Below are 21,717 nucleotides of genomic sequence, written 5' to 3' on the forward strand. Positions count from 1 at the left end.
GAAATTAGCCTCTTACCTTCTTGATAGACTTGCCGTTTTCGAATGGCGCGTCAACGGTTTGCTGGAAATTAGCCTCTTACCTTCTTGATAGACTTGGCGGAGGGGAACGCTCCAGAAAAGAAAGCTGGAAATTAGCCTCTTACCTTCTTGATAGACTTGAACGGTCTGCTCGAATCGCCGGAGGAGGGCTGGAAATTAGCCTCTTACCTTCTTGATAGACTTGGTCGAGCCAAAGCGTCAACGGAGCGTCTGCTGGAAATTAGCCTCTTACCTTCTTGATAGACTTGTTCCTGTAGGCCATCGTTGGGGCCGTAGGCTGGAAATTAGCCTCTTACCTTCTTGATAGACTTGGTCCTTGAGCTTGATGAGCGCGGTCATGGCTGGAAATTAGCCTCTTACCTTCTTGATAGACTTGTCGAAGTTAAGCCATCGTTTCAGCGTGTGCTGGAAATTAGCCTCTTACCTTCTTGATAGACTTGGAAAGGCTTATGGAGGCGCGCACGCTCAGCTGGAAATTAGCCTCTTACCTTCTTGATAGACTTGCAACGGCCGACGGTAAGGCCATGCGGGTGCTGGAAATTAGCCTCTTACCTTCTTGATAGACTTGTACAGGGCACCTACAACGAAAGTCCCTTGCTGGAAATTAGCCTCTTACCTTCTTGATAGACTTGCGAGCGACCTATGATAGGTTGCACGGAAGCTGGAAATTAGCCTCTTACCTTCTTGATAGACTTGTGCTCGCATGGAATTCGACCTTGACGAAGCTGGAAATTAGCCTCTTACCTTCTTGATAGACTTGTTTCGCGAGGATCAGCTTCTCGTCGTCCGCTGGAAATTAGCCTCTTACCTTCTTGATAGACTTGTCCACGGTCACCTGCCCCGTGTGCGCCAGCTGGAAATTAGCCTCTTACCTTCTTGATAGACTTGTGGGTGTCATGTCCGGCTGCGGCTCACCAGCTGGAAATTAGCCTCTTACCTTCTTGATAGACTTGTGGGAGAAAACCGAAAGCTGGAACTGCGGCTGGAAATTAGCCTCTTACCTTCTTGATAGACTTGGGATCATCTGGCCGGTATCCTCATGCACGCTGGAAATTAGCCTCTTACCTTCTTGATAGACTTGGCCTCCTTAGGCAATGCGAAATACGAGTGCTGGAAATTAGCCTCTTACCTTCTTGATAGACTTGGTCAGCAGCCACCGCCAGCCCTGCACGAGCTGGAAATTAGCCTCTTACCTTCTTGATAGACTTGTCAGCAGTATCATCTCGCGCCTCATGTAAGCTGGAAATTAGCCTCTTACCTTCTTGATAGACTTGGCAAAACGCACGTACACCGTGCAGTCCGGCTGGAAATTAGCCTCTTACCTTCTTGATAGACTTGCAGCAATATCATTTCGCTCCTCACGTAAGCTGGAAATTAGCCTCTTACCTTCTTGATAGACTTGATTAGCCTACAAGAAGGTAAGAATTCCAACGATTTTGGGCAAAAGATAATCAAAAAGTGTAAATACGTCTGGTGCTTCAGTATTATGCTGCGGAACATTATTGACATACCTTAAAGATTGTGCCCATTGATGATCGCTGATATGAAGCACTCTCACCTTTCCGCCTGATGGCAAATGCTTTTTAATCATGTTGATCGTTGATCTGTTACCGGATTGGGTGGGTGTGTATCTCGCATACACTGAGAACTGCACCATCATGTATCCCATGTCAAGAAGCAAGTTCCGAAACACGGTCGCTTCATGTCTCTCGCTCTTAGTCCCGACAGGAAGGTCGAACATCACTAGGCACCACATGCCACCACTATCCTCATCCTTCTTCATCATCCGCTCCAAAAACTGGCACAGATAGGGCACGCTGCTTGGATTCGCAGTACAAGCCAAATTGTTGAGCAAAATCATTGATCGAACTTGGAATGGTCAGCCCTGCATTGAATTGTGCGTTTACTGCATGCACAAGAGCCGCCTTGCTCTCTTGATTAAGCGTAGAATCTTGAATATCTAAGTTAGCGATTTGTGCATCGATTGCTGGCCTATATGGTTCAATCAAATCATCTGCTAAACAGAAGTAATTCGCACGATTATGATGATTGACCCCAAATGTCGGAGACAGTCCGGCTGAGAAAATTGCTTTTACAACAAAGCCTCGCAAAACTGCATATGCATAATCAAATTGCGAATTTCGTCCCTCTCCAGCGCCTGGTTTACGATGAAAATCCTCGCTCTCATCGAAAAGATACTGCCAATACTTCCTGGCTGCTTGACCTTCAACATTGGTGCTGTCACCAGAATGAACAGTTTTCGCAAGTTCTCTGAGCTCATTACCTCCTGAACGTTCACAGATATCAAGGCAGTGCGCTTGACCTCGTATTTTTGCCTTAACTATTTGCATCCACGCATTCTTCTGCCTTGGCAAGCTCATTGAAACCTGAGCATGTTGCCTGCGTGACACAAAAGTCGGCGTATTTCCCCAGCTGTGCATTGCCCCAACTGGAACTCCCCGCCAGTCGCAGAGCATAGTGCTGATACCATGCTCTGCGAATTCGAACAATAATGCGGTTGAGCATGTAGCATGCTGCCCCAGCAAAATCACCGCAATCTGGGTCAATGGGATTTGCGCGGGTTCCTCATTATCAGGGCAGACAAGCAAGCGCCCGCGAACGTACCGCAATCTGCCATGCATTTGTGTGCAGTCAATAACTCGCCAAGCGCTTTGCATGTCATACTCCTTCTAGTCGAAGCCCCAGCAAACAGACATATGTTTTTAGAGGTATATCGTTTCTCTCCGAACACATTCCGTCGGACCACACGCATCTTGTACTTGGAAGCAGTGCCAACCGCCATTCTCCAGCCTTTATCAAAAATGCTCTCAACGTCATGCAAGATAGAAGCGTCCACAGGATGTGCTTCTTTGATCCTGTCCATTCCCTCTTGAGAGAGAATAGATGGGCGAAGCCTGATTTTGGTGGGCTCCATCAGACCTGCTACTACCCATTTATTGACTACATCCGGAGAAACAGACAGCTCATGTTCGAAGAAATTCTTGAATGATGCAATCGCATTGTTACCTTGATCGTTGAATTCAACTTCAATCTCATCGCCAACAACGAGATATCCCCTGTATTCGGCGCGTCCGGACAAGATTGCATCTACCACCTTTTTATCGGCATATCGCATAGAAACCGACTGAACCGGTAACTGGCACGTGAATAGATCATCATGTGCAGCACGGAGCAAATCAGCTTGGAATACGCGAATCATTCCGTAGAAATATGTGCGAATGCCCTTCTTGTTTTCCTTGTAACATTTGTAGATTCGTGCATGATGGATGGCGCTTCCTATGTCGGCAGAACCGTTCTGCACGGCGATCTGGGCACTGCTCCCGCTGAAGAACGTGATATTGTCATGAGCGGAGTAGCGAATTCCATTGACACTAATCTCACGATTCTCAGATGCAGGAAGACCATCTGCTGCAGAATAGTCCGGCAGTCTGGTCAGCGCACAATACAATGCTGGAGTTGATGCCTTGTTGATGGTCTCCACACTGATGGCGCTCCCTAAAAGCACTCTATCGAGCGGTCTGATCGTCGCATCGTGAGCGATGGAGTTACCGAGTGAATAGCGTTGTGCATGAATCACTGGAATTCGATCGTTATCCAACGCATCATTGAGCAAGTCCAACAGCTTGTACATTGAATCCAACCATTTCGCGTAGGCCGCATACCCAGCGTTATGTTCTGCGGGATAGTCTCTCCACGCAATTTCATCAGGTTCAATATAGCCAACGGCATTCTGTGATGCGCGAAGATTCCTTCGAATCTGCAACGTTTGCGCTGCTCCCTGCGTCATCATCGCTATCACTGCGGCATCAATAGCGTGATGCCTGCGGTCAAGACGCGTCTTATAGCTTGCGCCAGCAAAATGAATTTGACCGTCAATTCCCGACGCTTTACGCGCTTCCGAGGTGAGGCTTCCTTGGTACACTCTCACCTTCGTTGAACCTTCTGTGCTCTCCGTGCCATGTCCCTCGTAGCGAGAGGAATTGTAATACCAGTCAATACGCCTATGGAGTTCATCTGCCATCCATGCGACGGATTCGATGGAACGGTTATCGATTGGCTCATCCCATTCCGTCTGGCTCAATCTTCTAATCACACCCTGTTCGAAGTTCCTTGCTTCGCGACCATTCATCTCGCCGGAATCAATGTTGAACATCCTGACACGACTAATGGCATCGCTCAGTGACACACCTCGCTGTTTCGCTGAATCGGTTCGCGCCCACGCTGCGAACGGCGTGTTCGATTTCATTTGATTGCACAGTTTGCAGACCGCTGCGAAATTGTCCCGCGTGTTCGTGGAACCAACTCCCTTGCGTGGGACGATGTGATCCATTTCGCAGGTGCTAAGCGTAATCGTTCTACCACAGTACAAGCATTGTCCGTTCTGTCGGGTTATCGCTTCCAAACGGCGAATGCTGTCTTCACGAATCTTATCGAGGCCGAACTCGTCTTTCAAACGTTCTGCCTGCTGATCACGATATTTCTTCCGTCTTTCAAGCGTCTTCTCATAGTCGCGCTTGTCTTTACGAGCCGAAGGAATTGAAGCGAACCCATTGCGCACATGTTCGATTTGCACGGCAACGGGAGCTCCCATCGTTTTGCGCAGCCATAAGGAATCGATCCACGATCTTCAGCACCCTATCTACCGAGGCATTCCCTAAAGGTGCACCTATAGCGGGCTGCGGCGGACGCCAATTATCATCGACGTTAAACAGGACCTTGCGAGCGGCATGTAGATCATCATCTGTGGTAAGCATGCGCTCAGTCAGTTTATTCAATGTGTCAGTTGAATAAGCAGCCCGGCCAGCAGGCAGATCAATTGTGTCCAACTTACTTAGAGCGCTATCGTCCAAACTCTCGATGAAATCAACTGCTGCAACGAAGGTCTGATCATCCTTTTATCGTCGATATCGACTGAATTTGACAGCAACGCGATCATTGCTTCTCGCGCGGAATCATCACTGTGATTCCACCAATCCAACAAACTCTTCCGAAGTTTTGAGTCACTCAGTCCGGCAATACGTTGTACAGAAGTCAGCTGTGGCGGGCGGCTTGTGACGCGTTCCTCACCGTCAGCAGTGAGAGATCCCACACCCTTGAGCTGGTTGCGAGATATACCAAGATCAGAGCAAATATCTGCCCACGTCAGATCTTTCTCGACCGCCTGTGAAGCAAGTCGGTCATAGATTCTCTGTTTCTCTTCGACTGTAAGCAAGCGTTCCTCGCCGTTCTCATTAACACGGAGATTCACAATCATGCTGGCGATACGATACCTCTGGAAAGCCAATGAAGCTTTCATCGCCCTGGACTTCGCCGGTGCAAGAGGATCCCTCCCCACATGTTTCTCCGCTGATCCCCGTGGAGACTTCGCGTCGAACACCCTAAACATCAATTCACGAGCCACATCATCAGGAACATGCTGCTGCTCGAAGATAGTGCGGAGCTCATATGCATAATCCGCTTGCATGAGCCTTGTCGAAATAAGTCCCGGACGATCACCTAATTTGCGACTGCCTGTTGAAGTGCGAATCCTCATAGCAGGACCGCTGCTCTCTGCCAGCACCGCATCAATGATCTGCGCTGGAGTGGCAGCATCCGGAATATATTCTCCACCTAAAACGCGTATCGCGTTGTCTCTCAGTTGCTGGTACTGGTCAGATTCTGGTGCTGCGACATTCAGCAGAGACTCCACGCGCGTATATGGATTTCTCCAACCACGATGGCGCGCAATATGTCGGTAAGCAATCGAGATAGCGCATTTACGCTCATTATCATCTTCGATGAAACCGCTTGCAGCTAGTGCACGGATCTTCCACACGTCGAAACCGTGAAGCGAAGACTCATTCACGATAGGGAAGCCGAGCTTCGTCAGAGTCTTGTCCAAGCGTTCCAGGCGAGCCTTCCTCCGTCTGCGCATACGCCGCGTACGGCGAGCTATACCTGCCTGCGACCTACGTGAATCACCTGTCTTCTGAGTATTTGGATCCACTCCCCCATCATGGATCTCGCTCGCTGCCTTCAGAATACGAATCGGCATACCCTGCTCATCAATCTCAATGGCAGCAAATCCAAGCGAATTCAAACCAACATCAAAACCCACATTATAACGACGTTGTTTCATTTCCCCTCCTTTGGAAAAACTAATGTCAAGTATATAGCTTTTAGGGCACTTACAAACCAAAACGGGTAAAAATACCGAATGCTGGTCTGACACAGTTCAGATAAAGAAAAACGGGGAAGCCGAAGCTTCCCCTGCGGAAAATTTCCGTTAGCATTCAAGATGGCTATCGAGTCCATCCTTACTGGAAATTAGCAATCACCATCATACGCCAATATTTGATTTTCGCAAAATGCACTCGCTACGCCTGAAATACCTCCGACCACTTCGCATCTCCCGGCACATCGGCCATTACGCCCTCGAGTCCCAAGAACTCGCGCCAGAACTCCAGCGAGTTTCCGTAAGGTTCTGCTGCGTCACCATGCGCGTTCAACGTGGCCTTCGCCGCGAACACGTCGGCCTCCCCGATGCCGTCGAAGTAGTCGGCGAGCTGCGCCAGTCGTGCGGGGTCGTAGAACAATGCCCCAACGATCTCCATGAGCCGTTGCGCGCGCTCGATCGGCAGCGAATCCCAGTGCCGCATCTCAATGAAGTTCTTGAGTCGCACGTCATTGAAGTGTGTGGAGAGGATGTGCGCCACCTCGTAGTCGTTGAGCTCGCGGTCAGGGTACACATCGTCGGCGGTTTCGCGGAACGCCGCGAACTCCTTCCGTTCCACCGGCAGACCCGCCGCCTCAGGCGTGTGCGTGAGGTCCGCGAACATGAGCGGCGTGCCCAGCACACCCACCGCGTAATCCTCCCAGCCGAACCCATCCTCGTAGAGTCCCGGAATCAAGTTCGTGCGCTGGCAATCCAGGAAATTCCACATGCGCTGGCGTCGCAGTGGCATATGGTTCACTTCGCCTTCGAAAAACGGCGTATTACGGAAGAAATAGTTGATGATTGGCCCGACCGCGCTCCCCAACCTCAGCTTCTCAATCGCGTCCTGCTCGTTCGCATAGTCGATGCTCACCTGCGTAGACGCCGACGCGCGCATCATGCACGGCCCGTACTGCCCGATGTGCCCGAGGTACTCGTTCATCGCCGCATATCTGCGCTTCGGATTGATCGGAATATCCAGCGCGCACGACTTCGGCTGATACCCGTAATTGACCAAGCGGAACCCGAGCTCGTCGAGAATCGGATCGATCTCACGCCGAAACTGCTCGTAGATCGCACCGAGCTCACTGCTGTTGCGCACAACACCGATCGACGTTTCGATCTGCCCGCCCGGCTCCAGAGAAATACCGATGCCGTCGCGCGCGAGTCCGACGAGCTGGTCGTCCTGCCAATATTCGCGCGACTCGTCATAATACTCACGCAACCTCAGCATCAGCGTTTCGATACCGTTCGCTTCGCCATACGTCACCGCCGTGTCATCACTGTTATGCACGGGCAGATGCTCGATTTCCACACCGAACCCGTCACGTGATTCCGGCTTGGCCCCCTGCTCGAAGAAATTGACAAGGCTGCGAACATGCTTGGCGTTTGGCTTGGCGAGCATGTGCGCGTACGAAGTTCGTGCTGATGTCATAACTGCTCATAGTAACGCGCGCGGCGGGAAACATGTCGGGACTGTTCTAGAAAAAGCTGATAATCCGCACAAAATTCAGCTTTCAACGCACGTTTTGCTCTGCCGGCGTATGCCAATACTCTTTTGCCGCACAACCACTATACAAAAGAGTCCAAGCTACGACTTGCAGCTTGGACTCATAAAACCGGTTATGTAGCCGATTACGCGGCGATCTCCTCCGAGCTCGCCGACTCAGGCATCTCGGAAGAACGTGCTGCCTTCTTGGCGGCGGCGATCATCAGCTTGATGCGGTTGAGCTGGTTCGCTTCGCTCGCGCCGGGGTCATAGTCGATCGACACGATGTTGGCCTGCGGGTAGAGACGGCGAATCTTGCCGAACATGCCGCGGCCGGTCACGTGGTTCGGCAGGCAGGCGAACGGCTGCGCGCAGATCACATTCGGGCAGCCGGATTCGATCAGCTCGATGATCTCTCCGGTCAGAAGCCAGCCTTCGCCAGCTTGCACGCCAATTGATGTGACGGTGGACGCCTTCTCGACGAGCTTCTCCATCGGCAAGTCCTGCTCGAACTTGCCATGACTCGACGCGATGGCCTTGCGCACCGGCGCCATGTATGCGTTGAGTCCGGCTTTGAACGCGCCGTACATGAGTTTGCTGCGCCCCATGCCGAGGTTGTGTGCGTTCCAGTCGTTGATGTACGGGCGCGTGGTCATGAATTCCATGATGCCCGGCACCACAGCTTCGCAATCCTGCGACTCGATCACATCGACCACATGATTGTTCGCGTCAGGCTGGTATTTCACCAGAATCTCACCGACGACGCCGACACGCACCTTGCGCGGAACATCACGCAGCGGCAGCGCATCGAACGCTTCGACTATCTTCGCGACGAGCTTGCTGTATGTCCAGTGAGACTTGCCGTAATACTTCTTCGCCGTCGCCGAATTGCCGTGGTTGAGCAGCGTTTCGCGCACGATCGCATCCCAGCGCTCATACAGCGCGTTCGCGGAGCCCGGCACTTGCTCGTACGGGCGCACGCGATACAGGCACTTCATCAGCAAATCGCCGATGATCAGAGCCTTCGCCGCACGGTGCAACATCGGCAGCGTTGGCGTGAAGCCGGGGTTGTCAACGAGTCCCTGCGTGGAGATGGCGAGCACCGGAATCTGCGGGTATCCGGCGTCGATCAGCGCCTTGCGAATCAGACCGAAGTAGTTCGTCGCGCGGCACATGCCGCCGGTCTGAGTGATCGCGAGCGCCGTGTGATCGGCGTCATATCTGCCGGATTTGATCGCTTCGACGAGCTGGCCGACGGTCATGATCGCCGGGTAGCAGGCGTCGTTGTTCACATATTTGAGACCGGTTTCCACGTCGGTTTTGCTCGCGTGCTTGAGAATCTCGAACTTGTAGCCGGAACCGCAGATCGCCGCCTCAACCAGACTGAAGTGGATCGGGCTCATCTGCGGCGCGACGATCGTGTAGTCACGCATATTCTTGCCGAACGGCACGCGGTTCGCGTAGTTCGACATCGTGGCCGTCTGCTTGCGCGCATGCTTGGTGTTCTTCGCATTCTTCTGCGCGTTCTTCGACGTGCGCATCACCGCGTCGAGCATGGCCTGACGCCCTGGCGTCGGCGCCATGCTGCCGGTACGGCGGAACGACTGCGTGTTCTGAGACTGCACGTCCGCGGATTGAGCGGTTTCAATCTGCGCGGACTTCGCAATTTCGGTCGGCTCTTGCTGCGCGCGCTTCTTCGTGTTACGCTCGCGCTCCTCAACGGCGGCCTTGAGCGAGCGCAGGCGAATCTTCGCCGCACCCAAATTAGACACTTCGTCGATTTTGAGCATGGTATACACGTCTGCTTTGTCGGCGAGGATTTCACTCACCTGATCGGTGGTGATCGCGTCGAGTCCGCAGCCGAAGGAGTTGAGCTGCACTAGTTCGAGTCCCGGGTACTGCGAGACGAAGTTCGCCGCTTGGTAGAGTCGCGAGTGGTACGCCCACTGGTTCGTGACGCGCAACGGCAGCGTCGTCTTCAGCTTGCGGTCTTCGACGTGGCGGAATCCCTGGTTGTTCTTCGCACGCGGGTCTTCCTCCCCCTCGCTCAGGTATTCGGTGAGGTTGAGTTTTCCTTCGGATCGATCCAGCTGACGGAGTCTTCGGAAAGAACGACCATGCCGAGCGCGCAGATGGTCTCCGGAATACCGTGGTTGATCTCCGGGTCCACATGGTAGGGGCGGCCTGCTAGCACGATACCGCGGCTGTTATGTTCCTTCATATAGGCAAGCGCGCGCAGACCTTCCATCTGCACGTCGTGCTTGAACACTTTGTCTTCCGCATATGCCGCTTCGACTGCGGTCTGCGCTTCCTCACGCGTGACACCCGCCCACGCGAACTCCTCGGCGATGCGGTCGACCATGAGATCGTGCTTGGCGAGGTTGAAGTACGGGTGGATGTAGCGCACGCCGTCTTCGCGCAATTCGGGCATGTTCGCGCCGACGACTATCGGGTAGTTCGCGACGATCGGGCAGTTGAAATGATTGTCAGCGCCGGGCACGAGGTTGTCTTCGTACGAGACGCACGGGTAGAAAATCGTGTCGATTCCCTTGTTGAGCAGCCACTTGATGTGCCCGTGCACGAGTTTCGCCGGGTAGCAGATGTTCTCGGAGGCGATCGACTCGATGCCGGTTTCGAACAGTTCGTGGCTGGAGCGGCCGGAGATCACGACCTTGAAGCCGAGCGACGTGAGCAATGTGAACCAGAACGGGTAGTTCTCATACATATTGAGCACGCGCGGAATGCCGATCGTGCCGCGCGTCGCCTTCTTGTCGGTGAGTCGGCGGTACGCGAACGCGCGCTTGTATTTGAAGTCGTAGAGATTCGGGCGGTCGGAACGCTTGCGTTTCGCGTCGCCGCCGCGTTCGCAACGGTTGCCGGTGACGTAGCGCGAACCATCGTGGAACGTGGTGATCGTGAGCTTGCAGTGGTTCTGGCACAGTTTGCACACGTCACGTTCGGTGGTCATCGACAGGTCGTCGAGTTCCTGACCGTGCAGGATGCTCGACACGGTGTGCGTCACGCCGTCGATGACGGCGGTGTGTGCGGCGGAGGTTTCGCCGTCTCCGTCGGTGTCGTCCGCCACATCGTCGTAGTGCATGCGCGCGGTGAGCGCCGCGCCGTATGCGCCCATGAGTCCGGCGATGTTCGGGCGCGTCACTTCGCGTTCGGTGAGCAGTTCGAAGGCGCGCAGTACGGCGTCGTTGAGGAACGTGCCGCCCTGCACCACCACGGTGTCGCCGAGTTCGCCGGAGTCGCGCAACTTGATCACCTTGTAGAGCGCGTTGCGCACGACCGAATAGCACAGGCCGGCGGCGATGTCTTCGATGCTCGCGCCCTCTTTCTGCGCTTGCTTGACCGACGAGTTCATGAACACCGTGCAGCGGGAGCCGAGGTCCACCGGATGAGTGGAGTTGAGCGCGGCCTGCGTGAACTCCTCGATGGTGAGTCCCATCGACTGCGCGAAGGTCTGCAGGAAGGAGCCGCAGCCGGACGAGCAGGCTTCGTTGACGGCGATCGAATCGATCACGCCGTCGTTGATTGCCAGGTACTTCATGTCTTGGCCACCGATGTCGATGACTGCGGTGACGCCCGGGCTCACCATTTCCGCACCACGGTAGTGGGCCATCGTTTCCACAACGCCTTCGTCGAGGTGCAGGCCGGTGGTGATGAGGCCCTCGCCATAGCCGGTCGCGCAGGCACGCGCGATCCACGCGCCTTCGGGGAGTTCGGATTGGATCTTGCGCACGATGTCAATGGCGGCGGTCAGCGGCGAGCCGTCGTTCGTAGCATAGGAGCTCCAGACGATTTCGCGATCGTCGTTGACGAGCGTTGCCTTAATCGTGGTGGAGCCGGCGTCGATGCCGAGGAAATGCGGGCCTTGCGCACCGTCGAGCGTGCCGATGTGCACGTGCTCGCGGTGGTGGCGGGCGTTGAAGTCGGCGCGATCCTGCTCGGTGTCGAACAGCGGCGGCATCGTGTGCGTGTTCGCGGGCAGATTGCTCAGGTCTTCGAGATCGGCGATGATCTCACGGCACGGGCGTGCCGGTGCGAGGTTCTCGCCCTCCCACTGGTCGGGTTCGCCGGCGATCAGCGCGGCACCGTAGGCGACGTAGAGGTGCGCGTCCTTCGGCGTGATGAACTCGTCCACCTTGCCGTCGAGCGCACGGTGGAACGCCTCACGCAACTCCGACATGAAGAACAGCGGGCCACCGAGGAACACGACGGTGCCGTGAATCGGACGGCCGGAAGCCAAGCCCGCGATCGTCTGCGTGGCGACTGCGGTAAAGATGGAGGCCGCGAGATCGGGCTTCGCCGCACCATCGTTGATGAGCGGCTGCAGATCGGTTTTCGCGAACACACCGCAACGCGAGGCGATCGGATACAGCGTCTTGTATTCCTTCGCCATATCGTTGAGGCCGGCGGCGTCGGTGTCGAGCAGCGTGGACATCTGGTCGATGAACGCGCCCGTGCCACCTGCGCACGAACCGTTCATGCGCTGTTCCGGGGTCGGCTTCAAGTATGTGATCTTCGCATCCTCGCCACCGAGTTCGATGATGACGTCCGCCTGCGGAATCTGCTCGTCGATGGCGCGGGTTTCCGCAATCACCTCCTGCACGAATGGCACGTGGATGCTGTCGGCGAGCGCGAGGCCACCGGATCCGGTGATCGTCAGGTTCACCGGCTCGTCTTCGCGGCCGAGGTCTTTGAGCGTCTTCTCGATGTCTTGCAGCAGGCCTTCCATCGTCGTGCGCACGTTGGCGTGGTGGCGGCGGTAGTCGGCGAACAGCGGCGAGCTCAGATCGTCGGAATCATCGAGTACCACGGCTTTGACGGTGGTCGAGCCGATGTCAAGGCCGATGCGCAGCGTGTGCTGCTTCGGTGTGGTCTGGGATGCAGTGTCTGCTAAGACGGCGGAATCAGCCGTCTGTGCCGGTGGATCAATACTGGTATGACCGTCCGTCAGATAACCGTTGTTCGACATTGCATCGGATGCCGTGTGGCTCATCAGTACCTCGTTCATTCCATCGATTCTCGGGCTTGTTCACCTTACGCCCGTAACGTCTTTCAGCATGTTTATTCACCAGTCGGTGAATCAGCTCATAATCTCTTCAGTTTAATGAATACGCAGTACGTTTGCAATGGGTTTCGTGTGAATTTGCTAACGTTGCGCATCACTTGCTCATTATGCGTACAATACCTATGAATCTTTATGCATTACCGTGCATACAAATGCTATTGTTTTACCCAATTTCACGAAAGGACACCACATGTTCATCGCACTGAACATCGCAGCCGTATTCGCACTACTCGCCGGATGCCTTCACGGGTACATTTTCATTCTCGAATCCTGGCACTGGACGGAACCGCAAACGCGCGCCGTATTCTCTATCAGCTCCGAGCAGGAGGCCGAGAACACGAAAGAGATGGCATTCAATCAGGGCTTCTACAACATGTTCCTTGGCATCATGGCAATGGCTGGCGCCATCGTGTTCTGGTGCGGCGCACATACCGTCGGCGTCACGTTGATGACGGCGGGCACCGCCTCAATGTTTGGCGCCGCCACGGTGCTGTTCGCCGGCTCGCCGGATAAGCGTAGCGCCGCCATCAAGCAGGGTGCTCTCCCCCTCGTTGCGCTTGTGGCTCTGGCAGTGGCGTGGGCTCTCGCCTAGCACATCGATTTACGGCACCAAAGGAATCCACAATCCAGATTCCTTGTCACATCTGCAGTTGCAACCGCAGCAACGACAACGAAGCCTACCCTTCAACGTCACTTCTGCGGGGCATACCGCAAAAATGATAAATTTTCAATATCCTAAGGTTATACAAGGCGCGCAACACATTCCTGTGGCGTTAGAGCCGGGACTTGTGACGCACGAAACGCAGCTGCGTCACGCGTCACAATCACGTCACAGTGCAGCTTCTCTGCCATTGCGCGAATAAGACCATCTTCGAAATCTGGCTCGTTTGAATCCACGGCAGTGTTCGCATACGACACCAGCATCGGCTGCACATCGAACAACTCAAGCAGACCGGCGACGGACTGCTGGGCGAATGGCTCACCATAGCGTTTGGCGAGAATGTAGTAGGCGTCGTTCAACGATGACACAGATGCCAGCGTCGCCACATCGTTGTTCACGCAGGCGCGAAGCAGGGTCAGGCAGTCATCGTGAAACGGTTGGCGCGCGCTGTCGCAGAAATCGAGCAGCACATTGGTGTCAAGCAGAACTTGCATGGCTATGCCTCGAATCGGCTGAATCGTTCGTCGCGAGACTCGGCCAGCAACGCTTCGTCGGACCGGTCATCGAGAACAGGCGGCACGGGACGGTTCGCGAACGCCTCCAACTGCGCGATGCGCCGCCGTTTCTCCTCGTTTTCTATCAGTTCCAACGTCTGCCGTTCGAACAGCGGCAGTTCACCTGTACGTGCGAGATAGTCGGTCAGATCACGAATCAGATCGGAATATGTGCGTCCGTGCTTTTTCAGCACACGTTCGGCCTCGCGTTTGCGCTCGCTGTCAACGCGAGCTGTAATCATCGCACTGCTCATCGCAACCTCTTTTCTACCAAACCACTGTGTATTACGTGTAATACACAGTGTAGCAAAAGGAAGACTGCTTGAGAATACCGACGCGTCGCATGGAACAAGATCGAGGTTATGCTAGATCAGCTGGCGTCACCTTCGCCGGCGGCACGCTCCTTGCCGTAGATTTCCGGGATGAAGCGCTCCTGATCGTGCAATTTCGCCCAGATCACCGGCTTGCCTTGCTTGAACGACTCCGGTACGTCGAGGATGCGCTGGTTTCGAGAACCACGGAACTGGAGCAGCGAGTCATGTTCATCCTTGAGGTAGCGGCCGTCTACGAGGATGTCGATTTCGTGCAACAGGTCGAGCTTGTCTTGCGTCTCCCCTTCGCGCATCAGTTCTTCCCAGGTGTAGCCGGTCCAGCACCAGATGTCTTTGGTGTGGCCGAAGCGTTCGTGGATCTTACGCGCAAGAGGTAGCAGCACGCCGGTGTTGAGCAGCGGTTCGCCGCCGAGGAACGTGATGCCTTGCACGAAGCTTTGGCTCAGATCGTCCATGATCTGCGCTTCGAGTTTCTCGGTGTATGGGTGCCCGGCCTGGAAATCCCAGATCGACGAGTTGTAGCATTCGACGCAGTGGAACGGGCAGCCGGAGACGTAGATGGAGCAGCGGATGCCTTCGCCGTCGGTCATCAGGAATCGCTTGTAGTCGGCGATCATGTTGTGGCTCATCTTGTTCGTCCACTGACCGGCACGCGGATTGTTCGACAATGGCGATGGAATCGAAGGCCCACGATTCGTCTCCCCCGCCGCGAAATCATGCAGCTTCGGAGCAGGCTTCACTTTTTGCGCCGTCGACTGCTCTGACTGTTGCGGCTCCCCTGTTGCTCGCCAAATCGATTCCTGCTGATGTTCCACCCTGTGCTCCTCTTCACTCAATGCCGTCATCTTACCCGTTCGCCACAATCCCTGCAGGCGAACCGTGGCGCGGCAAGCCACATACGTTTGTCAGTTTTGACGTTTCTGGTTGCTGTTTTGCCGTTCCTACCAAACATTTTGACGTTTTACCGCTTTTCCAGCTGAAAAGTATGCATAAACAGCAAAAGCATTGGCAAAAACGTCAAAACAGCATATTTTTGACGTTTTCACAGATAGATTTGACGTTTTATACGGTTCAATAGCCAAAATGTGGGTATAAACGTCAAAAGCTGTAGTTAAAACGGCAAAACCGCAAAAGCCCGTTAGCACAAATGCCGACAAACACGACGGAGGGCAGGCACGAAGCCTGCCCTCTGCGATGTTTGCGATAGTTCAGCTCAAGCTCACTTGGTCTCTTCGAACCATTCGCGGGTCTCGCCGTCTTTGAGCGTCACGTGACCGGTTTCGCCAGCCATGTGCTTGACGCGGTGGGCGATCTCCTCGTGACGGCCGTGCACCATCGGGCGCTGCACCGGGTTGCCGAGGTAGCCGCAGGTGCGCTTGGTCACGTTGCACTTGTCGGGATCGGAATTGCCGCACTCAGGGCACTTGAAGCCCTCTTCGGTCGGTTCGAAGTCGCCTTCGAAACCGCAGACGAAGCAGTGGTCGATCGGGGTATTCGTGCCGAGGTAGCCGATGCCGATGTTGTAGGCGTAATCCCACACGGCTTCGAGCGCCTTCGGGTTGGCCTGCAGGCACGGGAACTCGCAGTAGTTGATGAAGCCGCCCGATGCGTAATACGGGAAGTCCTTCTCGTAGTCGAGCTTCTCCATCGGAGTCGGCTGCAGCCACACCGGGTAGTGGAAGGAGTTGGTGTAGAAGTCGTGGTCGGTCACGCCTTCGACCTTGCCGAACTTCTTGCGATCCATGCGGTTGAAGCGGTCGGTCAGCGATTCGGCTGGCGTGGAGTAGACGGAGTAGTGGTAGCCTTCAGCCTTGCTCCATTCCTTGCACAGCTCGTTCATGCGCTTGACGATGCTCAGTGCGAAGTCCTTGCCCTGTGGATCCCAGCCGTGGTCGCGCATCCAGTTCTTGCCGTAGAACACGCTGGTGGCCTCATACAGGCCGATGTAGCCGAGCGACACGGTGGCGCGCTCGTTACGGAACAGCTGGTCGACGTTCTCGTTCGGCTCCAAGCGGCCGAATGCGCCGTAGCGGAACAGCGTCGGGGCGTTCACCGGCGTGGCCTGCTTGCAGCGCATGATGCGGAACTGCAGTGCCTGGTGAGCCACTTCCATGCGCTCGTCGAAGATCTTCCAGAAGCGATCGACATCGCCGTGCGATTCAAGGGCGATGCGCGGAATGTTGACTGTGACGACGCCGAGGTTCATGCGGCCGTCTTCAACATCCTTGCCGGTCTTCGGGTCGATCCAGCCCTGCAGGAAGGAACGGCAACCCATCGGGGCCTTGAACGAACCGGTGATCTTGACGATGTTCTCGTAGAACACCACATCTGGGTACATGCGCTTGGTGGCGCACTCCAGTGCCAGCTGCTTCAGGTCGTAGTTCGGATCGCCCGGGTCGGCGTTCACGCCATGCTTGATGGTGAACACGAGCTTCGGGAAGATGGCCGTGTGGCGTTCCTTGCCGAGACCGCGGATGCGGTTGAGCAGAATGGAACGCTGGATCTCACGGGCGAACCAGCTGGTGCCCAAGCCGAAGCCGACGGTGACGAACGGGGTCTGGCCGTTGGAGACGCGGTTCGAATTGATCTGATATTCCATCGTCTGCATGGCGTCGTAGATGGCCTTGCGCGTCATGATCTTCGAATAGACCTCGCGCAGCTGCTCGAGTTCAGGAACATCGGTGTGGAACGGCTCGTCTGCCGGAAGCGGGTCGCGGTTCTCGAAGTGGAGCCAACGCGGTTCCTGCTCCTTGAGGCCACGCACCATGTCGCGCGCCACTTCAACAGGGGTCGAATCTGGAATCATCGCGTGTGCCATGTCGAGATTCTTCACATAGTCGCGCTTGGCGAACTCCTCGAGCATTTCATCTGCGCGATTCACCGTCTGGCCGCCGTACTGGGCGCCGGCGATGTCTTTGATGATCTGCGTGATCTGCGTCGACGCGGTGCCGATCGACTTCGGCGAATCCATCATCGCGTTGCCCAGCGCGAAGCCGTGGCGCAGCATGTCGCCAAAATCAGGCAGCGAGCAGTTGTTCATCGAGGTGAACGGCGAATAATCGGCGTCGTGGAAGTGGATGTCGCCCTTCATATGCGCGTTCGACACGGCGTCGGGCAGCATCGAGAACGCGGACGCCTTGGAAACCGCGCCGGCGAGCAGATCGCGCTGCGTGGCATACACGTTGGAGTCCTTGTTCGCGTTCTCGCGCACCAGCGACTCGTCGCGGTTTACCAGGCGGCTCACAGCCTCGTTGATGTCGGTGGCCTTTGCACGCTGAATGTCTTTGTTCAGGCGGTAGTTCGTGTATGTGCGCGCCACGTCATACAGATGATCTTCAATCAGCGCGTGCTCAACCAGATTCTGGATGTCTTCGATCTTCGCAGGGCCGTTGTAACGCTCGCGAATCTCGCCCTCGATCTGGTTGGCGATGTCGAGGATCATGCGCTCCTCCTGCGGGCCAACCTCCTTGTCGAGATCCGAGAACGCGGACTTCACGGCGACCACAATGTTGATCGGGTCGAAGTCAACGATGCGACCATCACGCTTCTCGACGAGCACCTTGCCGCCGAGAACTTCGCTGCCGTCGTCAGTGACACGCTGAGTCAGTGTGTCACCCAGAACCTGAGCTTCCATTGCTACCTCCAGAACGCTTTCGCTTGTGTACTATAGACGAGGTTCACACACGCGCCGAAGCGGTCTGCAACCTCATTGCTCATACGAGCTTACGACAAGACCACACCCTACATCTAGTACGAAACGCCGTGCCAAACTCCTATATCTCGTGTTTTCGTTGGAATGGCGCATAAAAGAAAAAGCTGTGAGATTTATCACTGAAAGTTATTTTCGCCGTTCGCGCAGACGTCCAGACCATCATCAAACACCCGTCAATCGGCGCGAATCGCCGAGTTCTCAAGGCGGCACCTCCCGACACGCCGTCAGGGGTGCTTTACTATGTCGGCGAACTGATGGAATCTAGACACATGGTTTGGAATAACAGCTACCAATCGGGATATCAGCAGGGTCCCATGCAGGCCGGTGGAACACCGAGTTCCTCCGGTTCTCCAGGTGCGCCTGCCGCACGCGAACTCCCCCGCATGGCGTCAGACACGACGGCGGAGAACCCGTGGCCGGTGAGCATGGTGAGCCAGAAGTTCCATAGCGCCGTGGAACGTTGGCCCGCACTGTGGGTTGAGGGGCAGATCACCGAGATCAACACGCGCCGCGCCTCGTCCGCGTATTTGACGTTGCGAGACAACAACCAAGACATCGCGATGAGCGTCAACGGCTTCGGCGCATTCGCGAATATGGCACGCGAGTTCAAGCAGGGCGACCGCGTGGTGATTCATGGCAAAGCCGACCTGTGGATGAAGGCGACTCGCCTGAGTTTACGCGGAGACATGATTAAACGCGTTGGCGCGGGCAACCTGCAGGAGCAGATCAACGAACTGCGCATGAAGCTCAAAGGCGAAGGACTCTTCGACGCTGAGAACAAAGTGCCGCTGCCCGAGTTTCCGAAGAACATCGGTCTGATCTGCGGCCCCGGCGCACGCGCCGAAGGTGACGTGGTGATGAACGTGAACCTGCGCTGGCCGGGCGTCCGCTTCACGATCGCGCACGCGTATGTGCAAGGTGAAAAATGCCCTCCGAGCGTGATCGCGGCCATTGAAAAGCTTGACGCCGACCCCAACGTCGATGTGATCATCGTCGCGCGCGGCGGCGGCAGCTTCGAAGATCTGCTCGGATTCTCCGACGAAGGCGTGGTGCGCGCAACTGCTGCCTGCGTAACGCCGATCATCTCTGCAATCGGGCACGAAGACGATTGGACGCTCATCGACCTCGCCGCCGACGTACGCGCCTCCACCCCCACCGACGCGGCGAAGCGCGTAGTGCCGGACGTGCGCGAGCAACAGCAGCTGATCGCCGAGGGCATCAACCGCATGCGCACGTTCATCTCGAACCGCGTAGGCAATGAGGAACGACTTATCGAAGGCTATGTGAACCGCCCGTCGCTCACGCAACCGCAAACCATGCTGCTGGCTTACGAACGCGACATCGACGATGCCGTGCGTGCCATGCGCATTGGACTCACCCGCATTGTCGACGAAGAGCAGTCGCGCATCGAACGACTCTCTGCTACATTGCGCGCATTGAGCCCGCAGTCCACGCTCGATCGCGGCTATGCGGTGCTGCAAAACGCCAACGGCGATATCGTCGACTCCGCTTCACAGGTGAATGTCGGCGATGAACTGACCCTCACGCTGAAACGCGGCAAGGTCGTGGCGCAGGCGCAGGCCGTGCACAACGAATAAGTAATTCAGAAACGTTTTGTAAAGGAACATTGATATGGCAGACGAAAATATCGACATCACCGAAGTTGATGAAACGACGGCAAACACCAACGATGAGAACAACGAGAACGCGCCGCAGGCGCAGGTTGCGTCAAGCCTGAGCAAAGAGGAGCGCGAGCGCATCGCCAGCCTGCCATATGAGCAGGCGCGCGACGAACTCATCCAAGCGGTGCGCGCATTGGAGAACGGCGGCTTGAATCTCGAGGATTCGATGAAGCAGTGGGAGCTCGGCGAGGCGTTGGCCCAGCGTGCGCAGTCTCTGCTCGGTGACATTCGTGCGAAACTCGACGCCGCGCAGCAGGCGCAAGCGCAGACCGCGAACACTGCGGGTACGCAGTCCAATCTCGAGCAGTGACGTTCACATACAGTCTCAACTGAATCTATAGTAAGTGGCGAGGTCAGTTTCCTTCTGGCCTCGCCACTTGCGTTGTGCCGACTATATGCCGTATACACGTGACACCAATAATCAGCATTACCCCCAGTATCCCTTGGTACGTTATGTCTAATTGGAAAATACGCGCGCAACTTGGAAAACGGCATTCTAATTGGAAATTACGCGTGATATTTGGAAAATACGTCACTTTTTCGGCGTAAAACTGGATTTTTCTACAACTAGAGCGCGTATTTTCCAAATACGGCGCGCGTTTTCCAATTAGACATAACGTATTAGACATAACGAACCAAAAATTGGAACGGAATGGAGCCGGACGATTACCGGCACAGGAAGGAGGGATGATCACAGTCACACGAAGAGACTATTCCCGCAAGCGTGCCGATGCGCTAGTGCATGAAAATGCCAGTGCAGAAAGCAACTTCACCGCCAAGCCAGTCTACCGTTCCGTTATTTGAGGGCGGAGACGTCGACGGTGGCGAGGAGCGCTTTGTGGTCTGAGCCCGGAATCGTCAACGCGTTCACCTGCCCCACCGTCACGCCTTTGCTGGTGACGATGTGGTCGATGCCCGCGAATGCCGGCATGTATTTGCGGTCGGCGGGCCAGGTGAACACGAGTCCATGCCCGCTTTCTTCAGCCGCGTCTTGGAAGCGTGTGCCAAGCAGGTCACGGAACACCGCGTGATCCCACGTCGCGTTGAAGTCTCCCATAAGAATGTAGTTCGTGTCAGGGTGATCGTAGATCTGCTTGATCTCAGCGATCGACTGACTCCACTTGTTGAACCGCCCGTTCGTGGGCGACTGCGTGTGCACGGAGATGAAACGCACTGGAATCTCGCCGTTATCGAACCCTACCGTGCCGCCGGGCATGAACGAGGCGATCGAATCGACATCTGTTTTCGAAGTGTCTTCCAGCGGCAGCATTGAATACAGCGCGTTGCCGAACGTGCCATCTGCACTAGAAATCTGGGAGTATGGCAAGATCTGCTTGATCCCAGCCTCGTCAAGTTTCGTGATGAAATCGTCGGTCGTCTCCTGCAACGCGAGCACTTCGACGTGGTTGGAGCGCACGGCACGCACGATGGCCGTGGGATCAGCCTGACCTTTATACACATTGCAGGTCATGAGTCGCGCCACCGCATCGTTCGCATCGGTGTCGGGCAACGACTGCGTAGACAGTGCCTCATTGCTCAGCGCTGGCCCATTGTGGTAGAACGGCAGCTGCCAACACACTTGAATCACCATGCACACGCCTGCCACGATCGCCGTCACCCAGCGCTTGGAAAGCATCGCCAGCAACAGTGCGATAAGCGACAGGATCGCAAACCATGGCATCGCCGCCAGCACAACAGACACATATGGCAGAGTCTGCAATTCAACTGGAAGCAGGCGCGCCACGCACGCGAGCAGCGAGGCGAGCGTGAGAATTCCGGCGAACGCTCCTAAGACTCTGTGTTTGCGTACAACTGCCATATTCCTCCTCTATGCCCCACTCGCACAAGTGTAGGCAAAATACTGTGCTCAGCCTAGCGGCAGCATGGCACAGCGCGGTTTCCGCGGGGCGTGCGGCAGCGCAATATTCTGCGCCGCCGTGTTGCGCCGCCCACA

At 55.6% G+C, this 21,717-nt stretch carries 14 protein-coding genes, 2 pseudogenes and 1 CRISPR repeat array; of the genes and pseudogenes, 3 read left to right on the plus strand and 13 right to left on the minus strand.

Features of this window, described 5'->3' with window-relative positions; translation table 11 throughout:
• Positions 1-60: 60 nt before the first annotated feature.
• Positions 61-1,441: a CRISPR direct-repeat array (repeat unit 36 nt; unit sequence GCTGGAAATTAGCCTCTTACCTTCTTGATAGACTTG).
• A gap of 6 nt (positions 1,442-1,447) precedes the next feature.
• From cas2 to GSD1FS_RS05445, 8 genes and pseudogenes are all read right to left on the minus strand, one after another.
• Positions 1,448-1,822 (minus strand): CRISPR-associated endonuclease Cas2, encoded by a 375-nt coding sequence (cas2, locus tag GSD1FS_RS05425; protein ID WP_155588821.1) that lies wholly within the window; start codon positions 1,820-1,822, stop codon positions 1,448-1,450.
• Complete coding sequence (gene cas1, locus GSD1FS_RS05430) at positions 1,809-2,717, minus strand: type II CRISPR-associated endonuclease Cas1 (RefSeq protein WP_155588740.1); 909 nt, start codon at positions 2,715-2,717, stop codon at positions 1,809-1,811. Before cas1 ends, cas2 begins: the two co-directional genes overlap by 14 nt.
• The gene (locus GSD1FS_RS09785) at positions 2,603-4,633 is read right to left on the minus strand and encodes an HNH endonuclease (protein WP_343030213.1); all 2,031 of its coding nucleotides are present in this window, start codon (positions 4,631-4,633) and stop codon (positions 2,603-2,605) included. The genes cas1 and GSD1FS_RS09785 overlap by 115 nt, the downstream gene beginning before the upstream one ends.
• Complete coding sequence (locus GSD1FS_RS09790; protein WP_343030214.1) at positions 4,581-4,910, minus strand: hypothetical protein; 330 nt, start codon at positions 4,908-4,910, stop codon at positions 4,581-4,583. Before GSD1FS_RS09790 ends, GSD1FS_RS09785 begins: the two co-directional genes overlap by 53 nt.
• Complete coding sequence (gene cas9, locus GSD1FS_RS09795; RefSeq protein ID WP_246165875.1) at positions 4,892-6,178, minus strand: type II CRISPR RNA-guided endonuclease Cas9; 1,287 nt, start codon at positions 6,176-6,178, stop codon at positions 4,892-4,894. The genes GSD1FS_RS09790 and cas9 overlap by 19 nt, the downstream gene beginning before the upstream one ends.
• Before the next feature lie 238 nt (positions 6,179-6,416).
• Complete coding sequence (locus tag GSD1FS_RS05440; RefSeq protein ID WP_155588741.1) at positions 6,417-7,688, minus strand: glutamate-cysteine ligase family protein; 1,272 nt, start codon at positions 7,686-7,688, stop codon at positions 6,417-6,419.
• 200 nt (positions 7,689-7,888) lie between these two features.
• Positions 7,889-9,343, minus strand: a pseudogene (locus GSD1FS_RS10415) (activase); the annotation flags it as partial.
• A 99-nt stretch (positions 9,344-9,442) separates the two neighbouring features.
• Positions 9,443-12,609: pseudogene (locus tag GSD1FS_RS05445) on the minus strand (acyl-CoA dehydratase activase-related protein); the annotation flags it as partial.
• Positions 12,610-13,012: 403 nt separating this feature from the next.
• Here GSD1FS_RS05445 and GSD1FS_RS05450 point away from each other — a divergent pair.
• The gene (locus tag GSD1FS_RS05450; protein WP_155588742.1) at positions 13,013-13,414 is read left to right on the plus strand and encodes a DUF1304 domain-containing protein; all 402 of its coding nucleotides are present in this window, start codon (positions 13,013-13,015) and stop codon (positions 13,412-13,414) included.
• Between the two features lie 149 nt (positions 13,415-13,563).
• On the opposite strand, the gene GSD1FS_RS05455 is transcribed toward GSD1FS_RS05450, so the two are convergent.
• The 4 genes from GSD1FS_RS05455 to nrdD form a co-directional block, all read right to left on the minus strand.
• Positions 13,564-13,977 (minus strand): type II toxin-antitoxin system VapC family toxin, encoded by a 414-nt coding sequence (locus GSD1FS_RS05455; protein ID WP_155588743.1) that lies wholly within the window; start codon positions 13,975-13,977, stop codon positions 13,564-13,566.
• A 2-nt stretch (positions 13,978-13,979) separates the two neighbouring features.
• A complete protein-coding gene (locus GSD1FS_RS05460) occupies positions 13,980-14,291 on the minus strand; it encodes a type II toxin-antitoxin system RelB/DinJ family antitoxin (RefSeq protein ID WP_155588744.1) in 312 nt (103 codons plus the stop codon).
• Between the two features lie 116 nt (positions 14,292-14,407).
• Complete coding sequence (gene nrdG, locus GSD1FS_RS05465) at positions 14,408-15,214, minus strand: anaerobic ribonucleoside-triphosphate reductase activating protein (protein ID WP_246165878.1); 807 nt, start codon at positions 15,212-15,214, stop codon at positions 14,408-14,410.
• Positions 15,215-15,588: 374 nt separating this feature from the next.
• The gene (gene nrdD, locus GSD1FS_RS05470) at positions 15,589-18,003 is read right to left on the minus strand and encodes an anaerobic ribonucleoside-triphosphate reductase (protein WP_155588745.1); all 2,415 of its coding nucleotides are present in this window, start codon (positions 18,001-18,003) and stop codon (positions 15,589-15,591) included.
• 347 nt (positions 18,004-18,350) lie between these two features.
• Between nrdD and xseA the strand changes: the two genes are divergently transcribed.
• Together xseA and GSD1FS_RS05480 are read left to right on the plus strand one after the other, a co-directional pair.
• On the plus strand, positions 18,351-19,679 hold the full coding sequence (gene xseA, locus GSD1FS_RS05475) for an exodeoxyribonuclease VII large subunit (RefSeq protein ID WP_155588746.1): 1,329 nt from the start codon (positions 18,351-18,353) through the stop codon (positions 19,677-19,679).
• Positions 19,680-19,713: 34 nt separating this feature from the next.
• Positions 19,714-20,073: an exodeoxyribonuclease VII small subunit gene (locus GSD1FS_RS05480; protein ID WP_155588747.1), complete on the plus strand. Its 360-nt coding sequence runs from the start codon at positions 19,714-19,716 to the stop codon at positions 20,071-20,073.
• A 486-nt stretch (positions 20,074-20,559) separates the two neighbouring features.
• Here the strand turns inward: GSD1FS_RS05480 and GSD1FS_RS05485 are convergent, their stop codons facing one another.
• Positions 20,560-21,582: an endonuclease/exonuclease/phosphatase family protein gene (locus tag GSD1FS_RS05485; protein WP_155588748.1), complete on the minus strand. Its 1,023-nt coding sequence runs from the start codon at positions 21,580-21,582 to the stop codon at positions 20,560-20,562.
• Positions 21,583-21,717 lie beyond the last annotated feature (135 nt).

The organism is Bifidobacterium canis (assembly GCF_009727065.1).
In the GTDB taxonomy this organism is placed as follows: Bacteria; Actinomycetota; Actinomycetes; order Actinomycetales; family Bifidobacteriaceae; genus Bifidobacterium; species Bifidobacterium canis.